We start from the raw sequence: 15,236 nt of genomic DNA, 5'->3' as shown, positions 1-15,236 counted from the left end.
GTCGCATTTCCTGCCGCCCCACGGCGATTCAGACGGCAGAAAATGCGACCGGAACATCGCCCGGCGGCAGAAAGTGCGACCGGAGCGTCGCCCGTGGTCAGTCGGCCGGCGGCTCCTCCGTGTCGACGACACCGATCCCGACCGCCTCATGGTCGGGCTCGGGCTCATCGCGTTTCGGGGCCTTCGGCTCCTCGCCGGGGTCTTTCTCCGTGCTGGGCTCCTCGAGCTCTTCGGTGCTGGGGACTTCTGCCGGGTCGGCCTGCTCCGGCGAATCGGCCTCGGCGGGTGTCTCTGCCTGCTCCGACGTCGACTCCTGGTCCGACGTCGACTGCTGGCCGGGGTTCTGCACCTGACCCTCGGCGGGAACCTCGTCGGTCGCTTGTGCGCCGGCGGACGTCTCGGCGTCACCCGTGGTGTGCACCTGCTCCGGCGTCAGCGCGTTCACCTCGCCCGCCTCGTCGCCCGGCGTGGATTCCTGGTTCGGCGTGCTGTCGGTCATGATCGCCCCTTTCGTATGTCGTCCCGATCAGGATGCCGTCGCTCCCACCACCGGCGAAGGGGGTTGACGCGCGACGCGGCAGGCGTCCGCGTGATCAAGTTAATGATGATGAACCGAAACGGGGGAATGCGGCGTAGCCTGAAGCAGTGACAGCGTACGTCTCGGCCTTCGACCTCTTCTCCATCGGCGTGGGGCCGTCGAGCTCGCACACCGTCGGACCGATGCGGGCGGCGCTCGAGTTCGCGCAGCGTCTCGCCGCGAGCGGAGCGCTCGGTCGGGTCGCGCGCGTGGGGTGCACCCTGTACGGCTCGCTCGGTGCGACCGGCATCGGCCACGGCACACCGGATGCCGTCATCGCCGGGCTCCGCGGACTCTCGCCGGAGACCTGCGACCCCGCGGAGGTCCGGTCGGCATGGACCGCTTTCGTGCCGGGGGAGATGCTGCGCCTGCACGGCGAGCACGACGTCCCGTTCGCGAAGGACGACATCGTGTTCGCGCCGCGCACGCGCCTCCCCGGTCACCCGAACGCGATGACCCTCACCGCATCGGACGCAGCCGGCGCGGTCGTTGCCGAAGACACCTACTACTCGATCGGCGGCGGTTTCATCCGCCGCGACGGCGAGGAGGCCCGCCTCACGAAAGCGGGCTTCCCGTACCCGTATGCGGATGCCGCATCGCTGCTCGCGCTCTGCGATGAGAGCGGGCTGTCGATCGCCGAGATCGCGCGACTCAACGAGACGGCGCTGAGGAGCGAGGAGGAGGTCGCCACGGGGCTCGACGCGATCTGGGATGCGATGTCCGAGTGCGTCGAGGCCGGCTTGCACGCGGACGGTGTGCTTCCCGGCATCCTGAAGGTGAAGCGCCGGGCCGGGACGATCCGCGCGCAGCTCGAGGAGTCCGAGGCCGGAGGACATCGCGAGCTTCCCGGGGAGTGGCTCGGCGCCTTCGCGCTGGCCGTGAACGAGGAGAACGCCGCGGGCGGACGGGTCGTCACGGCGCCCACGAACGGCGCCGCCGGCATCCTTCCTGCCGTGGGCATGTACTGGTGGCGGTTCATGGCGGACTCCGGGCTCGGTGCAGGCAACGCCGTCACCCCGTACGGCGAGCTCGTCGGCAGCGCGCTGCTCGGCTTCGATGGGGGCGGGGCGTCGACGGACGCACGCCGGTCGTTGAGCGAGGAGCGCAGCGACGAGCGCCGTGCTGAGCGAGCGCAGCGAGACGAAGTGCCGAAACGCACGCCGCTCGACGATGAGCTCGTCGCCGAGGCGAACCGCCGCCGCGGCATCCGTCGGTTCCTGCTGACCGCAACGGCTCTCGGGTCGCTGTTCAAGGCGAATGCCTCGATCTCGGGGGCGGAGGGCGGATGCCAGGCCGAGGTCGGTTCCGCCTGCGCCATGGCGGCCGGCGGCCTCACGGCCGTGATGGGCGGCACGAACAGGCAGATCGAGAACGCGGCCGAGATCGCGATGGAGCACCACCTCGGCCTCACCTGCGACCCGATCGGCGGTCTCGTGCAGATCCCGTGCATCGAGCGCAACGCGATCGCCGCCTCCACTGCCGTCACCGCCGCACGCCTCGCGCTGCGCGGAGACGGCAGCCACTACGTCTCTCTTGATGCCGTCGTCGAGACGATGCGACAGACGGGTGCCGACATGTCGACCAAATACAAGGAGACCAGCGAGGGCGGCCTCGCGGTCAACGTCATCGAGTGTTGAGCCCCTGCTCTCTTACGCCGACCATTCCCGTTGTGTGCGAGCCGCCCCTTTATGGCGCGTCGCAGAGGGGCCGCTCGCACAGAGACGGGCCGGTCGGCCGTGTCGGTGCACGCGCTTAGGATCCTCGGAGTGGGCGGAGGGAGCGGCATGGAGTCGATCTGGGAGGCCGGCAGCCGCCGACGACGCGAGCAGCCGGTCGTGACCGTGCAGCCGTCCGACGACGCGCCGGCCGCCGGATCAGGCTGGCCGACCGATATCCCCGCGGTCGCCCAGGTGCTGCGCGAGGGCATCGAACTCGACCCGGGCGTGACGTTCTTGGTGGGGGAGAACGGCAGCGGCAAGTCGACGATCGTCGAGGGGATCGCGATCGCGTACGGACTGTCGCCGGAGGGCGGATCCCGGCAGGCGATGCACCGCACGCGCCCGACCGAGTCTCCGCTGTCGGAATGGCTGCGCCTGCAGCGCGGCGTGGGATCGAGCCGCTGGGGATTCTTCCTGCGCGCCGAGACGATGCACTCCTTCTACACGTATCTCGAGGAGAACCCCTCGACCAGCGCACCCGACGTGCCTTTCCATGAGATGAGTCACGGAGAGTCGTTCCTCGCACTGCTGGAGAGCCGCTTCGACGAACCCGGCTTCTACTGCCTCGACGAGCCCGAGGCGGCGCTCTCCTTCAACTCGACGCTCGCGCTGATCGCGGTCCTGAGCCGCATCGCCGACGAGGGCGGGCAGGTGCTGTGCGCGACCCACTCACCGGTGCTCGCCGCACTGCCGGGCGCGAAGATCCTCGAGGTCGGCGACTGGGGCATCCGGTCCGCCGAGTGGGACGACCTCGAGATCGTGAACCACTGGCGCTCGTTCCTCGACCAGCCGGACCGGTATCTTCGCCATCTTCTCGACTGATGAACGGACCCGTGCCGTGGTCCGGCGCATCCGCTGACGGCGTCCGGCGTTCACAATTCAGCAAGGACGTGGCCGAGGCCGGCCGAGGAGGTCGGTTTCGGGGTGCCGCGCGCAGAACTGACTGAATTGCGAACGCCCGGCGGGGCGAGATTCAGCCCCCGGCCCGGCGCTTGGTGTGCCGTGTCGGCGCGGCGGCCCAGGGATCCTCCGGCCACGGATGCTTCGGGTAGCGGCCCCGCATCTCGGCACGAACCTGGGCGTACGGGCCCGACCAGAACGAGGTGAGGTCGTCGGTCACGGCGAGCGGGCGTCCGCCGGGGGAGAGCAGGTGGAAGAGCACCGGCACCCGGCCGTCGACCAGCCGGGGGGTCTCCGCCCAGCCGAAGCACTCCTGCAGCTTGACCGCGACGACGGGCCGGGCGTCCGGGTCGTCGACGCTCGGGTACGCGATGCGGACGCGGGACCCGCTGGGCACCTCGAGCCGCTCCGGCACGAGCTCATCGAGACGGGCCGCCGCGGGCCACGGCAGCTGGCGGCCCAGTGCCGACGTCAGATCCAACCGTGCCACCGGGGTCCCGCCGGCGAGGGAGTCCAGCTCGGGTGCGAGCCACGCGTCGAGGGCTGCGAGGAGTCCGGCATCCGACACATCGGGCCACGGTGATCCCAGCTCGCGATGCAGCAGCGCCAGACGGCTCCGTAGCGCGACAGCGGACGCGGACCAGGTGAACAGGCCCAGCCCTTCACGCCGTAGCTCTCGGCGAACAGCATCCCGCCCTTCGTCGGCCGACGCACGCACCGGCGCGGAGGAACGCAGGATCGCGCCCACGCGGCGCTCGCGACGTGCCTGGATGCGACCTCCGACGAACTCCGCCTCGACGCGGTCGGTGATCAGGTGGCTCGCCGCCTGCTCCATCTGCTGCTCGGTCAGCGTCGCCGCGGACCGCACGATCGCGCCGGAGCCGGCTGCCGCACGCCCGGAGGCGCGGGCGACATCCGCGATGGCCAGCCACTCGACCGCCGCGAGCGGGCCGGTCACTCCCGCGCGGGTTCCGGATGCCAGCAGGAAGGTCGCCCCGGTGGCCGTGCGATCCACGCGCCGGGCAACCCGCTCGGGGAACGCCAGCGCGATCACGAGGCCGACGCCGTCGAGACCGGAGCGCACAGCTGGAGCCGACGTCGTCATGCGCTCGAGGCGATCGGCATCGCTGCGCCACCGACGCGCATCCGGCTTTCGTCCGCCCCGCAGAGCGATGAGGGTCTGCGCGACGTCGGCGTCCGCGCTGCGAACGTCGCCGCCCAGCAGTGCCACGACCTCGGCGGCGAGCCGGGTGCCTACGACCGGGCTGCCGTCGCGCAGGGCCCGGGCGAGCCGCGGATCGGTCGGGATGCGAGCCAGGGCACGGCCCTCTGCCGTGGCTCGGCCGCCGTCGTCGATCGCGCCGAGGCCGCGCAGCACCGTGACGGCCTCCGTCAGGCTGTCGGCGGGCAGCGGGTCGATCATCCGCAATCCTGCGCCGCCCGGCGCGCCCCAGCAAGCCAGCAGCAGGGCCGCATCGGCGAGGTCGGTCGAGGCGATCTCGGGAGTCGGGCGAGCGGGAGCCGCGGCATAGGTGCGCTCGTCGACGCAGCGGACCACGATGCCCGGTCCCTGGCGGGTGGCGCGGCCGGCACGCTGCACGCACGAGGAGCGGGAGGCGGCGACGGTCACGAGTCCGGTCATCCCGCGTGCGGCGTCGCGCTGCGGGGTGCGGGCGAGGCAGGTGTCCACCACGAGCCGGACGCCCGGCACGGTGAGCGAGGACTCCGCGAGCGAGGTGGTGACGATGATGCGGGCCTGCTCGTCGGGGCGGCGACCGCGGATCACGGCATCCTGTTCGGCGGCGGGCATTCGGCCGTGCAACGCGCGCACATCGAACGCCTCGGTCGCGTCGCGGATGCGGCGCGCGATCTCCGACACCTCGCGCGCACCCGGCGCGAAGACCAGCACGTCGGCCGTGGGGTCGTCGCGGTTCTGCTCCAGGGCGGCGGATGCCGTGGTCCTTGCGACGTGATCGAGGAAGGCCCAGGTGACTCCGCGCTCATCGAGGCGTGGCGCGGGGCTCGGGGCCCACCGTTCGGTCAGCGGGAAGGCGGGGACGTCGTGGTGGATGATCGGCGCGGGCCGGTCGTCCCTGCCGAGGACGGCGGCGACCCGTGCCGCGTCGAGGGTCGCCGACATCGCGATCAGCACCAGGTCGTCGCGCAGCTCGCGCACCTCCGAGAGCAGGCCGATCAGCAGGTCCGTCTCGAGCGCCCGCTCATGCACCTCATCGATGATCACGGCATCCACCCCCGCGAGGCCGGGGTCGTCGAGCAGGCGCCGGAGCAGCACACCCGCCGTGACGAACTCGACCCGGGTCTCGCGGGTGACCACGCGCTCGCCGCGGACAGTGAACCCCACTCGAGTTCCGAGCGGCGAGCCGTCGAGCTGCGTCAGACGGCGCGCGGCTGCCCTGGCCGCGACTCGGCGCGGCTGGGTGACGACCACGCGGCCGGGGGAGCGCGAGGCCAGCAGCGGCGGCACGAGCGTCGTCTTGCCGGTGCCGGGAGGGGCGCTGACGACCGCCGACGTGCTGGTGTCCAGGGTCGACGAGAGCTCGTCGACAGCCGCCGCGAACGACAGGCCCGCGCCGATGGTCGCGAGATCGAAGGCGGCGGGGGTCATCTCCCCAGTCTGCCGGGTCGGGTCGGGGTCGTCGGGCGCCGGCAGCCGGGATGCCCGTGCACAATTCAGCAAGAACTTGTCAGATCGGGCCGATCAAGGCCGATCTCGCCGGTTTCTCGAGATTCTTGCTGAGTTGTGCACGCGTGCCGGCCGAGAGAACAGCGGATGCCGCGACCGAATCGGCCGCGGCATCCGCTGTGACTGGTGCTACTCGGCCGCAGCCGGCGGCGCGGGCGGGGGCGGAGGAGTGGTGGGCTTCGCCGTGCGGGTCTTCGCCGGTGCCGGAGGAGCGGCCGCAACCACACCTTCGCCGATTCCGCGGCCGACAGCCTGTCCCTGGATGATGCCGGCGAGGTCGAGCCCGGTGGCCGCGTGGACACTGTCGAACACCGAGCGCAGTGCCTTCGCGCTGTCGGCACCGACGACGTCTGAGGCTCCGTCCTGGCCGGAGCTGCCGATGATCGACACGTTGCCGATCGCGGAGTAGCCCTTCGCGAACTCGGCCATGATCGACGGCAGCACCTCGAGCACGCGCTGCGAGAGGAACGCGTCCTGGTTGGAGGCGATGGCCTTGGCCTCTGCCTCGAGCGCGGCGGCCCGGGCGTCACCCTCAGCGCGGATGGCATCGGCCTCGGCGTTGGCGCGCAGCCGTCGGGCGTGCGCTTCGGCCTCAGCCTTGGAGCGCAGGGCGTCGGCTTCACCTGTGGCGCTGGCGACAGCCGCTGCGGCCTCACCGGCGGCGCGGGCCTTGTCGGCCTCTGCCTGCTGTTCGGCGATGCGGGTGCGGGCCTCGGCCTGCTTGACCTGCTCGATCGACGCGGCCTCGGCAGCCTTCTCGCGTGTGTACAGCTCGGCCTGCGCGCGGGTCTCGGCCTCATACCGCTGGGCGTCGGCGACGCGCTTGACGTCGGCATCCAGCTGTGCCTGCCGGTTCTCGGCCTGCTGCTGCAGAACGGCCTGCTGCGCCTGCTCGCGGGCGAGGTTCTCGGCCTGCTCCGCCTCCGCCCGCGCACGGCCGATGCCGGCGTTGGAGTTGGCGGTGTTGGTGTCGAGCGCGGTCTGCTCGATCAGGTTGGCTTCCTGGTTCGAGATGTTCTTCTGGTTGATCGCACGGTCGGCGTTGGTCTGCGAGATCTCCGCCGACTGACGCTTCGCCTGGATCTCGGGAGCACCGAGCGACTGGATGTAGCCGACCTTGTCGGTGATGCCCTTGATCTGGAACGAATCGAGGATCAGACCCTGCTCGGCGAGCTCCTGCGAGACGTCGGCGGCGATCTGGTCGGAGAACTTCTTCCGCTCGCGCATGAGCTCGACGACCGAGAGCGTGGCGACGATGCCGCGGAGGGCGCCCTCGAGCTGCTCGGTCGTGAACTGCTCGATCGCGGAGTCCTGCGAGGCGAAGCGTTCCGCGGCGCGACGCACCAGCAGAGGGTCGGAGCCGATCTTCACGATCGCTACCCCGTCGACGTTCAGCGTGACGCTGTCGAGCGACTGCGCCTCGGCGTTGAGGGAGACCTGACGCGAGCGCAGCGAGATGATCTCGTGGCGCTGCGTGATCGGGTTGACGACGGCCTTGCCGTTCACGATGACCGTGACGGGCGACTCGGTCATCTCGTCGCGGCTCGAGCCGTCAGCGCTCAGGACGGCGAGTTGCACCTTCTGCTTGCGTCCCGAGATGACGAGCGCCTCGTCCGCTCGGGCGACCTTGATCCAGCTGCGTGCGAACAGCAGCAGGATGAGCAGCAGAACGACGACGACGACGACAGCGATGCCGACGATGACGAGGATGCCGATGATTCCGGCGATCTCCATAGTGAGTCTCCTTTTCCCCCCGACGCGCGATGCTGCGCGCCTTCAGGGTCCACCCTGCCAGATGCCGGATGCCGCGCGTGCGTTCCGGTGGCACTCGTGGCGGGTAGAAGTGCCCCGCACCCGCCATAGGTGCCACGGGAGCGAAGGATCAGCCGCGGCGGAGCTTCTCGGCCAGGTCGCGGAGGGTGCGGAGCTCGTCGTCGTCGAGCCGCGACATGCGCTGGGCGATCGAGCGGCCGTGGATCGTGGCCAGGGCACGGAAGGTGCGGGCACCGGCATCCGTCGCGCGGATGAGTGCGCCCCGGCCGTCTTCCGGGTCAGGGCATTTCGCGACGAGACCGCGGGTGACCATGCGATCGACGAGACGAGAGACGCTGGGCTGACTGATCAGCATGTTCGTCGTGACATCACGCAGGCGGGCCGTCATGTCGGGGGCGCGGGTGACGGTGAGCAGCACGTCGTACTCGGCCTGCGCGAGGTCGCCGTGCTCGAAGTCGACGAGCATCTCGTCGAACAGTTCGTGCTGCGCGCGGAACAGGCTCTCCCATGCCTCCAGGGCGAGCTTGCGATCGGTCATGCTCACAGGATAGCGGGGACAGTAAAGGGCCGGTCGGAGAGGCTCCCGACCGGCCCTTGTCCCTTGCACCAAGAGTGTCCTGCAATCACATGCGGTGAGTGCCACAGCAAACATTCACCGTGTGATCACTGTATAACGGCGAGGTAACGAATGCAACGGTTTGGTCACGGAAAGTTCAGAATAATACGCGGTGGGGACCCCGCGCCGTTCGGGGGTCCCCATCACGTTGCTACTCGTTGCTCGTTTCGTTCGTGCTGCGGTCTCGTGCTCTGCGGCGGCGCATCAGAAGGAGGATCGCGATGCAGAGTCCGCCTCCGATGACGATCACGGACGCGATGATCAGTCCGAACTGCCACGGTTGCACTCCCGTGGTCTCGGCTTCCGTGGATGTGATGTCAGGATCGCCGTCGGCGGCGGTCGCGGAAGCGGTCGGTCCAGGGGCCGCGCTCGCTGTCGGCGTCGGCGTCGGCGTCGGCGATCCTGCCAGGACGGAAAAGGGAATGAGAGCACTGATCGGGTGCCCGTCTCCGGAGACGACCTTCCAGATCACCTCGTAGTCGCCTGCCGGCATGCCCTCGGCAACGGTGGCTATCACGGTGGAACCGTTGATCGCCGCCGCCCCTTCGACCCAGTTCCGTCCGGAGGTGTCGTTGATGACGACTTCAGCTCCCATCGTGAGGACGGAGTCGCTGAAGACGAGGGTGATCTGCTCCGGGGGTGCGGCGAGTTGCTCTCCTTCGGCGGGCGAGCTGGAGACGAGGCTCTCGTGCGCGAACGCGGGGCTGGCCCCGGCTCCGACGGCGAGGAATATGAGAAGAGCGCTGGCCGCAGCGATGGCGCGGCCGCGTCTGGTCGTGGTGGGCATGGCAGTGTGCCTTTCGTTCGGTGCACCTCGGTCGGAAGGGGCGACACGGGTGCGGCGGCGACGCGGACGCGTCGTGACCACCAGCGGCGGAGCTGCTCTGCAAGGCGCAGCACCAGCAGAAGCAGACGTTCGCCGAAGTGCAGGGCGAGGATCGTGAGGACTGCGGCGACGGAACGGGGATCGCCGGGCCACGAACACCCCGTGGCATGTCTCAACGATAGCCAGAACGGTCACGTCGCCGCGTCGCCGCCGAAGGGTGGATGGCGAGCGTTGTCGGTCGCGCGGGCGCGGATATTCATGACGTCGACTCGTCGTGACCGTGACCGTGACCGTGGCCGTGCGGCGTGCTCATGCTGCGATTCCTTCGACAGTGGCGGCTGTCATGAGCTGGCGCGGTCGGAAGCGGCGAATCGCATGTCGAACGCGGCGCCGTGGGCGGGGAGGTTCTCGGCGGTGCTGAGCGCTCGGACGGTGTCGCGGAGCGGGCGGAGAGCATCGAGCGGGTAGGCGACGTTCTGGACGTTGCGCAGGAAACTGTAGACGGACAGGCCGGAAGAGAACGATGCCGTTCCTCCGGTGGGCAGAACGTGGTTCGAACCGGCCGTGTAGTCTCCGAGGCTGACCGGGGTCGTGGCGCCGACGAACACCGCACCGGCCCCGGTGACCTGGGCGGCCACAGCATCCGCGTTCTCGCAGTGCACCTCGAGGTGCTCGGGAGCGTATGCCGAGCAGAATCGGATGCCGTGGCCGATGTCGTCGACCAGGACGAGTGCGGACTGCGGGCCACCCAGCGCGGCCGCGACGCGTTCGCGGTGTGCGGCGGTGGGTGCGCGGCGTCGCAGTTCGGCACTGACGGCACCGAGCAGGGAGGCGGACGGGGTGACGAGGACGGCTGCCGCGTTCTCGTCGTGTTCGGCCTGACAGATCATGTCGACGGCGATGGTGGCGGGATCCGCGAGGCTGTCGGCGAGGATCATCACCTCGGTGGCGCCTGCTTCGGCATCCACGGCGACGTGTCCGCGAACGAGACGTTTCGCGGTGGCGACATAGATGTTTCCCGGCCCGGTGATGACGTCCACGGCGGGCAGCGCCCGTTCCGGGTCGGGGTCGTCGATGCCGAAGGCGAGGGCCGCGATGGCCTGTGCTCCGCCGATGGCGTAGACCTCGTCGATGCCGAGCAGGTGCGCTGCAGCGAGGATGTGCGGGTGCGGCATCCCGCCGTATTCGCGCTGCGGCGGACTCGCGAGCGCGATGGACGTCACACCGGCCGCCTGGGCGGGAACGACGTTCATGATCACGGACGACGGGTAGACCGCCTTGCCTCCCGGCACATACACGCCTGCCCGGGATACCGGCTCCCACAGCAGGGAGACGGTTGCGCCTCCGGGGAAGGTGGTCGTCACGGTCTCGGGACGCTGCGCTTCCGCGAACGTGCGCGTGCGGTCGATGGCCGTCGACAGGGCGTCCAGCGTCTCGGCAGGGAGGCTGTCGGCGGCGTCGCGGATCGTCTGGGCGGACACCCGCAGCCGGTCGAGCTCGACTCCGTCGAAATCGTGCGCATATGCGGATGCCGCGGCGAACCCGTCCTCGCGGATGCGGGTGATGATGTCGGCGACCGTGGTTTCGACAGAGGAGTCCCCCGCGTGTGCCCGAGCCACCAGCTGGCGGACTCTCGCGCGTGTAGCAGGCACGCCACGGGCGTCGACGCTGCGTGTCGGATCCCCTGAACGAAGGGTCACCTCTCCACCTCCTCGGGTGCGCGCTGAGGCACCGCTGGCCTGTGAGTCTGCCGCCAGGCGAGTGCTGCGGCGACGGCTGCAGCGGCGCCGATCACGGCGAGGGTGGCGGCTGCCGCCCACAGGCCCCAGGTCGCACCGACGATGCCGGCGATCGGATACGTGATCATGAAGCACGCGTGCGACAGGGAGAACTGGGCGGCGAACACCGCCGGTCGATTCTCCTCATCGGAGGCTCGTCGCAGCAGACGCGCCGATGGGGTCATGACGAGCGATGTCGCGGCGCCGAGGAACAGCCAGGTGACCAGCAGCAGGGACCATGTCGCATCTCCGACCGGGAAAGCGGTGAGCGCGAGCGCGCCGAGCAGGCCGACGGGCAGGGCGCCGGCGCCGACGAGCATGACTCGCCGATCCGGAAGCCTGTCGAGGACGCGCGGCAGCAGAAGGGCGATGATCATAGACCCCGCCCCGTATGCCGCGAGCAGAAGCGCGACGTCGCTCTGCGGTCTGCCGAGATCGCCTTGCACGAGCACGACGGTGTTCACGATGACCATCGCGGTCGACGTGGCGACCACGAGGTTCATCGCCAACAGGCTCCGCAATTCGGCGGTCTTCAGGAACACCCGTGCACCGCGGGTGAGACGGCTCACGAAGGGGACGGGCTGGCTCGGTCGGATTTCAGGGAAACGGGTCGCGATGACGAGGATCGCCGATCCGATGAAGCCGACGACCGTTCCGATGAACAGGTTGTTGTAGCTGATCACCGTGAGCAGCGCCGCGGCGAGGACGGGGCTGACGAGTGACTCGAGGTCGTACGCGAGGCGGGAGAGCGACAGCGCCCGCGTGTACTCGCGCTCGTCGGGGAGGACTTCCGGGATGACGGCCTGGAAGGTGGGGGTGAACGTCGCCGAAGCCGACTGCAGGAGGAAGATCAGGATGTAGATCTGCCACGCTTCGGTCACGAACGGCAGGGACAGGGCGACGGCCGCACGCGTGAGATCCGCTGCGATGAGAAGTGTCTTGCGGGGAATGCGGGCGGTGATCGCGATCATCAGTGGCGAGACGGCGACATACGCGACCATCTTGATCGTGAGCGCGGTGGCCACGACGATTCCGGCATCCCCTCCGGCGATGTCGAACGCGAGGAGACCCAGCGCGACGGTGAGCAGGCCCGTGCCGACGAGCGCGATCACCTGGGCGCTGAACAGCTTGGCGTAGGAGGCGTTACGCAGAACGGAGATCATCGGGCGCTCATTCCAGCTCGTGACGGATGGGAGTCATGGTGATGCGCGGGGCTGTCCCCGACGCTGTGTTCGGCTTGGAAGATCGCGTCGATCGCCAGACGCCGCGCATGCTCGTTCGCGAGTCGATAGAACACGCGGGTGCCGTCCTGTCGCGCGGCGACCATCTTCGACAGGCGCAAGCGCGCCAGATGCTGAGAGACGGATGCCGGGCTCTTGTCGACGATGTCCGCGAGGTGGTTGACGGACAGCTCCCCATCGCGCAGCGCCAGGATGATCTGCAATCTCGTGGGGTCGGACAGCATGGCGAACATCTCCGCCGCCACCTGTACCAGGGCGCTGTCCGGCGCGAACGCACATTCAGTATCTGCATGCATACGCAGATTATTACATAAAGCGAGTCGGCTCGCACTCACGGCCAGCAGTGAGGGCCCTCGGTCGAGACAACTCGTGTGCTGTCGGTGGGCGTCGTGAGGAGTCCGAGGGCCCGCTCGAGAGGGCCGCGTCCGATGAAGAGAGCCCAGAGCGTGCAGAACACAAGAGTGCCGAGCGCGAAGGGGAGGAACGGCTCCAGTGCACGGAATGCGGCGAGATCGCCCGGTTCGTCGAGGGTGGCGCCGGCGATGAGGGCCCAGGCGAGCAGTTGCAGGACGTAGGCGGTCAGGGGCATGCTCCCGACCGCGCGGAGCGGGAACAGAAGGATCGACGCGCCCGTGCGGCTGAGGAGCAGGCATATGGCGATCACGGCGATGGCGAATCCTCCCGAGCCGATCACCTCGAACAGGCCGCTGGAATGCGCGTCTGCGGTGAGCAGCCGCGACCAGAACTGGTCGGCGGGGGTCGACGCGGGGCGCACCAGCGCGGCCAGGCCGTAGCCGAGAAGCATCAGGGCCGCGCCGATGACGAGCAGGGATACCTGCGTGCGCAGTCGGTTGAGGTGGCAGCGCGCCAGAGCGAGCCCGGCGAACATGAACGCGGCCCATACCAGGAAGGGGTAGTTCCATCCGAGCAGCCAGCTGGCGAGGCGGCCCTCGTCGGTCTCCCACCACTCGAATGCATCGAGCCATGTCTGCACGGCGGGCATGACCAGCGCGATGGCCGCCGCCAGGACGATGAGTTGATCTCGTGTGGCAGCGAGCGCGGGGAGCGCGAGGAGGAAGAGGATCCCGTAGGCGGGGAGGATGACGTAGACGGGAACACCGAGCGTGCTGACGACGACGCCGATCAGCCAGATCAGCAGGGCCCGCCGCGCGAGCCGCAGGCGCAGACTGCGCAACCCCGCTCCGCGAATCGGCGTCGTCGATCCGGCGACGAGGCCGAGCGAGACCCCGGCGAGGGTGGCGAAGAGAATCGACGAGCGGCCCTGCACGACTGCGATCCAGCTCGCCGGCTCGACCCAGTCGAAGGAGGCGATGACGAGAAGATGTGCGGCGAGCATGCCGAGGACGGCGAGGCCGCGAGCCAGGTCGACGCCCTGGGTGCGGTCCGCCGCGTTCAGGCGCCGCCAGTTCGTGCGGACCCGGCCAGCGATGGCCTTGTCGAGTCCCGCGCCGCTCATGGGGTCGTGTAGCTTACCCCGGCGGCTCGTCGCGGGTCCGGATGGCCGAGGATGCTCTTGCTGCTCCAGTCGATCTCCAGAGCCTGCACGGAGCCGAACACCGCGGAAGCGTCTGAGACTTCGACGCGGTACCCGAGCGCTCTCAAGGCATCCACCGGAGCCCCCTGCTCGACGCGAAGCGTGTCGTTCGGAAGGAGCTGGAACCGGGGCGCGAGGACGGCATCCACGACGGAGAAGTCATGGAGCGCCCAGAGTCCGATGACGGTGGCCAAGGAGCTCGGTATCTGCCGGCCGCCGGGGAGTCCGATGACGAGGACCGGTCGTCCGGTCTGGTCCAGCACGAGCGACGGTGCGCTCCAGCTGACAGATCTCGCGCCGGGGCGCACGACGTTCAGCCCGGCGGCACCGATGTCATCGAAACGCTCGAGCGCATCGTTGAGGAAGAAGCCCGCGACGTACTGCCCCGAACCCCAGAAGTTCGTGACCGTGTTCGTCATCGAAACCGTGAGACCATCTTCGTCGACGACGGAGATGTGCGTGGTGTTGCCGTCGACTTCCGGGCTGTCAGACGACGTGCTGCCGCCGCCGGATGCAGCCAGAGCCGCGTTGAGTTCAGGATCCGTCAACTGGTCGACCGGGACATCGACGAACGCAGGATCTCCGAACAGCGTCTGAATCGAGTTGTTGGCGATGCGCCATGCCTTGGTCTGCACGTCGATGAACTCTGCTGAGTTCGGTGCGGTTCCGGCGAGCCCGAGCGCTTCCTCGATCTGCAACTGCTGGATGACGGCTGCCCCCGGCAGAGCAGGCGACGCGGAAACCACGGTGTACTCGCCGAACTCGCCCGCAGGTGGTACGGACCACTGGACCTCATAAGCCGCGAGGGACTCCGCGTCGAATCCCTGCACGCTCGCCAAGGTCGGAACGAGTGATCCGCGGTAGAAGGCGTCAGGGCCCTCGGCGGCGAGCGTCTGCAGTGTCGCAGCGAGGTCTGGCTGCACCAACGTCTCGCCCGCCTGCAGTCGATTGCCTGCGGCGTTGAAGAACGCGGGCGTCGAATCGATCCTGGTGGGCAGGTAGCGCATCTGTCCGGCGAGGTAGTCGGACAGCGGTGCGCCGTCCCTCGCAAGTGCCAGTGCTCCCTGGAGGATCTCCGACCATTCGAGGGAGCCGTATCGGTCGTGCAGAGCGGCCATGCCCGCCACGAAGCCGGGAATGCCGGCCCCTCCGGCCGGCACCGTACCGGCGAGATTCACCTCATCGCGATAGTCGACATAGGAGACTTCCTCCGTATCCGCGACGATGGCGGAGCCGCCACCGCCGAGACTGGAGGCATCCGGCTGCAGCACTGTATCGGCGAAAGCGGTTCCGATCGCCGCGTCGACCGCGTTGCCTCCCGCATCGAGTATCGCGGTGCCCACGGCGGCCGCGAGAGGATGCCCGGCCGCGACGGCGCCGCCGTTGAGGGCGGGAGGCGCCGGCGAGGGGGTTGGCGTTGCCGTCTCGGACTGCGGCTCGGGTGGAGGTTCGACGGGGGTGCAGGCGGTCAGGATCAGCCCGGCGGCCACCAACGCGGCCCCGCGGCGGAGGATTGAAGGCTTCATACGCACACCGCGACACTATCAA

General features: G+C 69.3%; 12 protein-coding genes. 2 read left to right on the top strand and 10 right to left on the bottom strand.

The annotated features are described in order from the left end of the window. Positions 1 to 97: 97 nt before the first annotated feature. The gene (locus RS85_RS12020; protein WP_046013681.1) at positions 98 to 499 is read right to left on the bottom strand and encodes a hypothetical protein; all 402 of its coding nucleotides are present in this window, start codon (positions 497 to 499) and stop codon (positions 98 to 100) included. A gap of 146 nt (positions 500 to 645) precedes the next feature. Here RS85_RS12020 and RS85_RS12015 point away from each other — a divergent pair, with 146 nt between their 5' ends. Next, on the top strand, positions 646 to 2,214 hold the full coding sequence (locus tag RS85_RS12015) for an L-serine ammonia-lyase, iron-sulfur-dependent, subunit alpha (RefSeq protein ID WP_046013680.1): 1,569 nt from the start codon (positions 646 to 648) through the stop codon (positions 2,212 to 2,214). Between the two features lie 147 nt (positions 2,215 to 2,361). Then, entirely contained in the window at positions 2,362 to 3,117 is a 756-nt protein-coding gene (locus tag RS85_RS12010; protein ID WP_046013679.1) for an AAA family ATPase, read from the top strand. Positions 3,118 to 3,268: 151 nt separating this feature from the next. On the opposite strand, the gene hrpB is transcribed toward RS85_RS12010, so the two are convergent. The 9 genes from hrpB to RS85_RS11965 all read right to left on the bottom strand — a co-directional run bounded on the left by hrpB (position 3,269) and on the right by RS85_RS11965 (position 15,214). Beyond that, on the bottom strand, positions 3,269 to 5,821 hold the full coding sequence (gene hrpB, locus RS85_RS12005; RefSeq protein WP_046013678.1) for an ATP-dependent helicase HrpB: 2,553 nt from the start codon (positions 5,819 to 5,821) through the stop codon (positions 3,269 to 3,271). Positions 5,822 to 6,028: 207 nt separating this feature from the next. Next, positions 6,029 to 7,633, bottom strand: a complete 1,605-nt coding sequence (locus RS85_RS12000) for an SPFH domain-containing protein (protein WP_046013677.1) — start codon at positions 7,631 to 7,633, stop codon at positions 6,029 to 6,031. Between the two features lie 148 nt (positions 7,634 to 7,781). Further along, a complete protein-coding gene (locus RS85_RS11995; RefSeq protein ID WP_046013676.1) occupies positions 7,782 to 8,210 on the bottom strand; it encodes a MarR family winged helix-turn-helix transcriptional regulator in 429 nt (142 codons plus the stop codon). A 229-nt stretch (positions 8,211 to 8,439) separates the two neighbouring features. Further along, entirely contained in the window at positions 8,440 to 9,075 is a 636-nt protein-coding gene (locus RS85_RS11990; protein ID WP_046013675.1) for a copper resistance CopC family protein, read from the bottom strand. Positions 9,076 to 9,455: 380 nt separating this feature from the next. Further along, the gene (gene hisD, locus RS85_RS11985; protein ID WP_235282423.1) at positions 9,456 to 10,733 is read right to left on the bottom strand and encodes a histidinol dehydrogenase; all 1,278 of its coding nucleotides are present in this window, start codon (positions 10,731 to 10,733) and stop codon (positions 9,456 to 9,458) included. A 77-nt stretch (positions 10,734 to 10,810) separates the two neighbouring features. Beyond that, positions 10,811 to 12,055: an MFS transporter gene (locus RS85_RS11980; RefSeq protein WP_046013673.1), complete on the bottom strand. Its 1,245-nt coding sequence runs from the start codon at positions 12,053 to 12,055 to the stop codon at positions 10,811 to 10,813. After that, positions 12,052 to 12,429: an ArsR/SmtB family transcription factor gene (locus tag RS85_RS11975; RefSeq protein ID WP_046013672.1), complete on the bottom strand. Its 378-nt coding sequence runs from the start codon at positions 12,427 to 12,429 to the stop codon at positions 12,052 to 12,054. The genes RS85_RS11980 and RS85_RS11975 overlap by 4 nt, the downstream gene beginning before the upstream one ends. Before the next feature lie 35 nt (positions 12,430 to 12,464). Continuing rightward, positions 12,465 to 13,610 carry a heparan-alpha-glucosaminide N-acetyltransferase domain-containing protein gene (locus tag RS85_RS11970; RefSeq protein ID WP_046013671.1) on the bottom strand — a complete coding sequence of 382 codons (1,146 nt, stop codon included), beginning with the start codon at positions 13,608 to 13,610 and terminating at the stop codon, positions 12,465 to 12,467. Next, the gene (locus RS85_RS11965) at positions 13,607 to 15,214 is read right to left on the bottom strand and encodes a gamma-glutamyltransferase family protein (RefSeq protein WP_082087600.1); all 1,608 of its coding nucleotides are present in this window, start codon (positions 15,212 to 15,214) and stop codon (positions 13,607 to 13,609) included. Before RS85_RS11965 ends, RS85_RS11970 begins: the two co-directional genes overlap by 4 nt. Between the last annotated feature and the right edge of the window lie 22 nt (positions 15,215 to 15,236).

The organism is Microbacterium sp. SA39 (assembly GCF_000967865.1).
Classification (GTDB): domain Bacteria; phylum Actinomycetota; class Actinomycetes; order Actinomycetales; family Microbacteriaceae; genus Microbacterium.
This window is presented reverse-complemented; position numbering and strand designations above follow the sequence as displayed.

Excerpts from the sequence above, each read along its gene's own strand:
- RS85_RS12020 (WP_046013681.1), bottom strand. The coding sequence starts at position 499 with ATGACCGACAGCACGCCGAACCAGGAATCCACGCCGGGCGACGAGGCG.
- RS85_RS12010 (WP_046013679.1), top strand. The coding sequence starts at position 2,362 with ATGGAGTCGATCTGGGAGGCCGGCAGCCGCCGACGACGCGAGCAGCCG.
- hrpB (WP_046013678.1), bottom strand. The coding sequence starts at position 5,821 with ATGACCCCCGCCGCCTTCGATCTCGCGACCATCGGCGCGGGCCTGTCG.
- RS85_RS12000 (WP_046013677.1), bottom strand. The coding sequence starts at position 7,633 with ATGGAGATCGCCGGAATCATCGGCATCCTCGTCATCGTCGGCATCGCT.
- RS85_RS11995 (WP_046013676.1), bottom strand. The coding sequence starts at position 8,210 with ATGACCGATCGCAAGCTCGCCCTGGAGGCATGGGAGAGCCTGTTCCGC.
- RS85_RS11990 (WP_046013675.1), bottom strand. The coding sequence starts at position 9,075 with ATGCCCACCACGACCAGACGCGGCCGCGCCATCGCTGCGGCCAGCGCT.
- RS85_RS11980 (WP_046013673.1), bottom strand. The coding sequence starts at position 12,055 with ATGATCTCCGTTCTGCGTAACGCCTCCTACGCCAAGCTGTTCAGCGCC.
- RS85_RS11975 (WP_046013672.1), bottom strand. The coding sequence starts at position 12,429 with ATGCATGCAGATACTGAATGTGCGTTCGCGCCGGACAGCGCCCTGGTA.
- RS85_RS11970 (WP_046013671.1), bottom strand. The coding sequence starts at position 13,610 with ATGAGCGGCGCGGGACTCGACAAGGCCATCGCTGGCCGGGTCCGCACG.
- RS85_RS11965 (WP_082087600.1), bottom strand. The coding sequence starts at position 15,214 with ATGAAGCCTTCAATCCTCCGCCGCGGGGCCGCGTTGGTGGCCGCCGGG.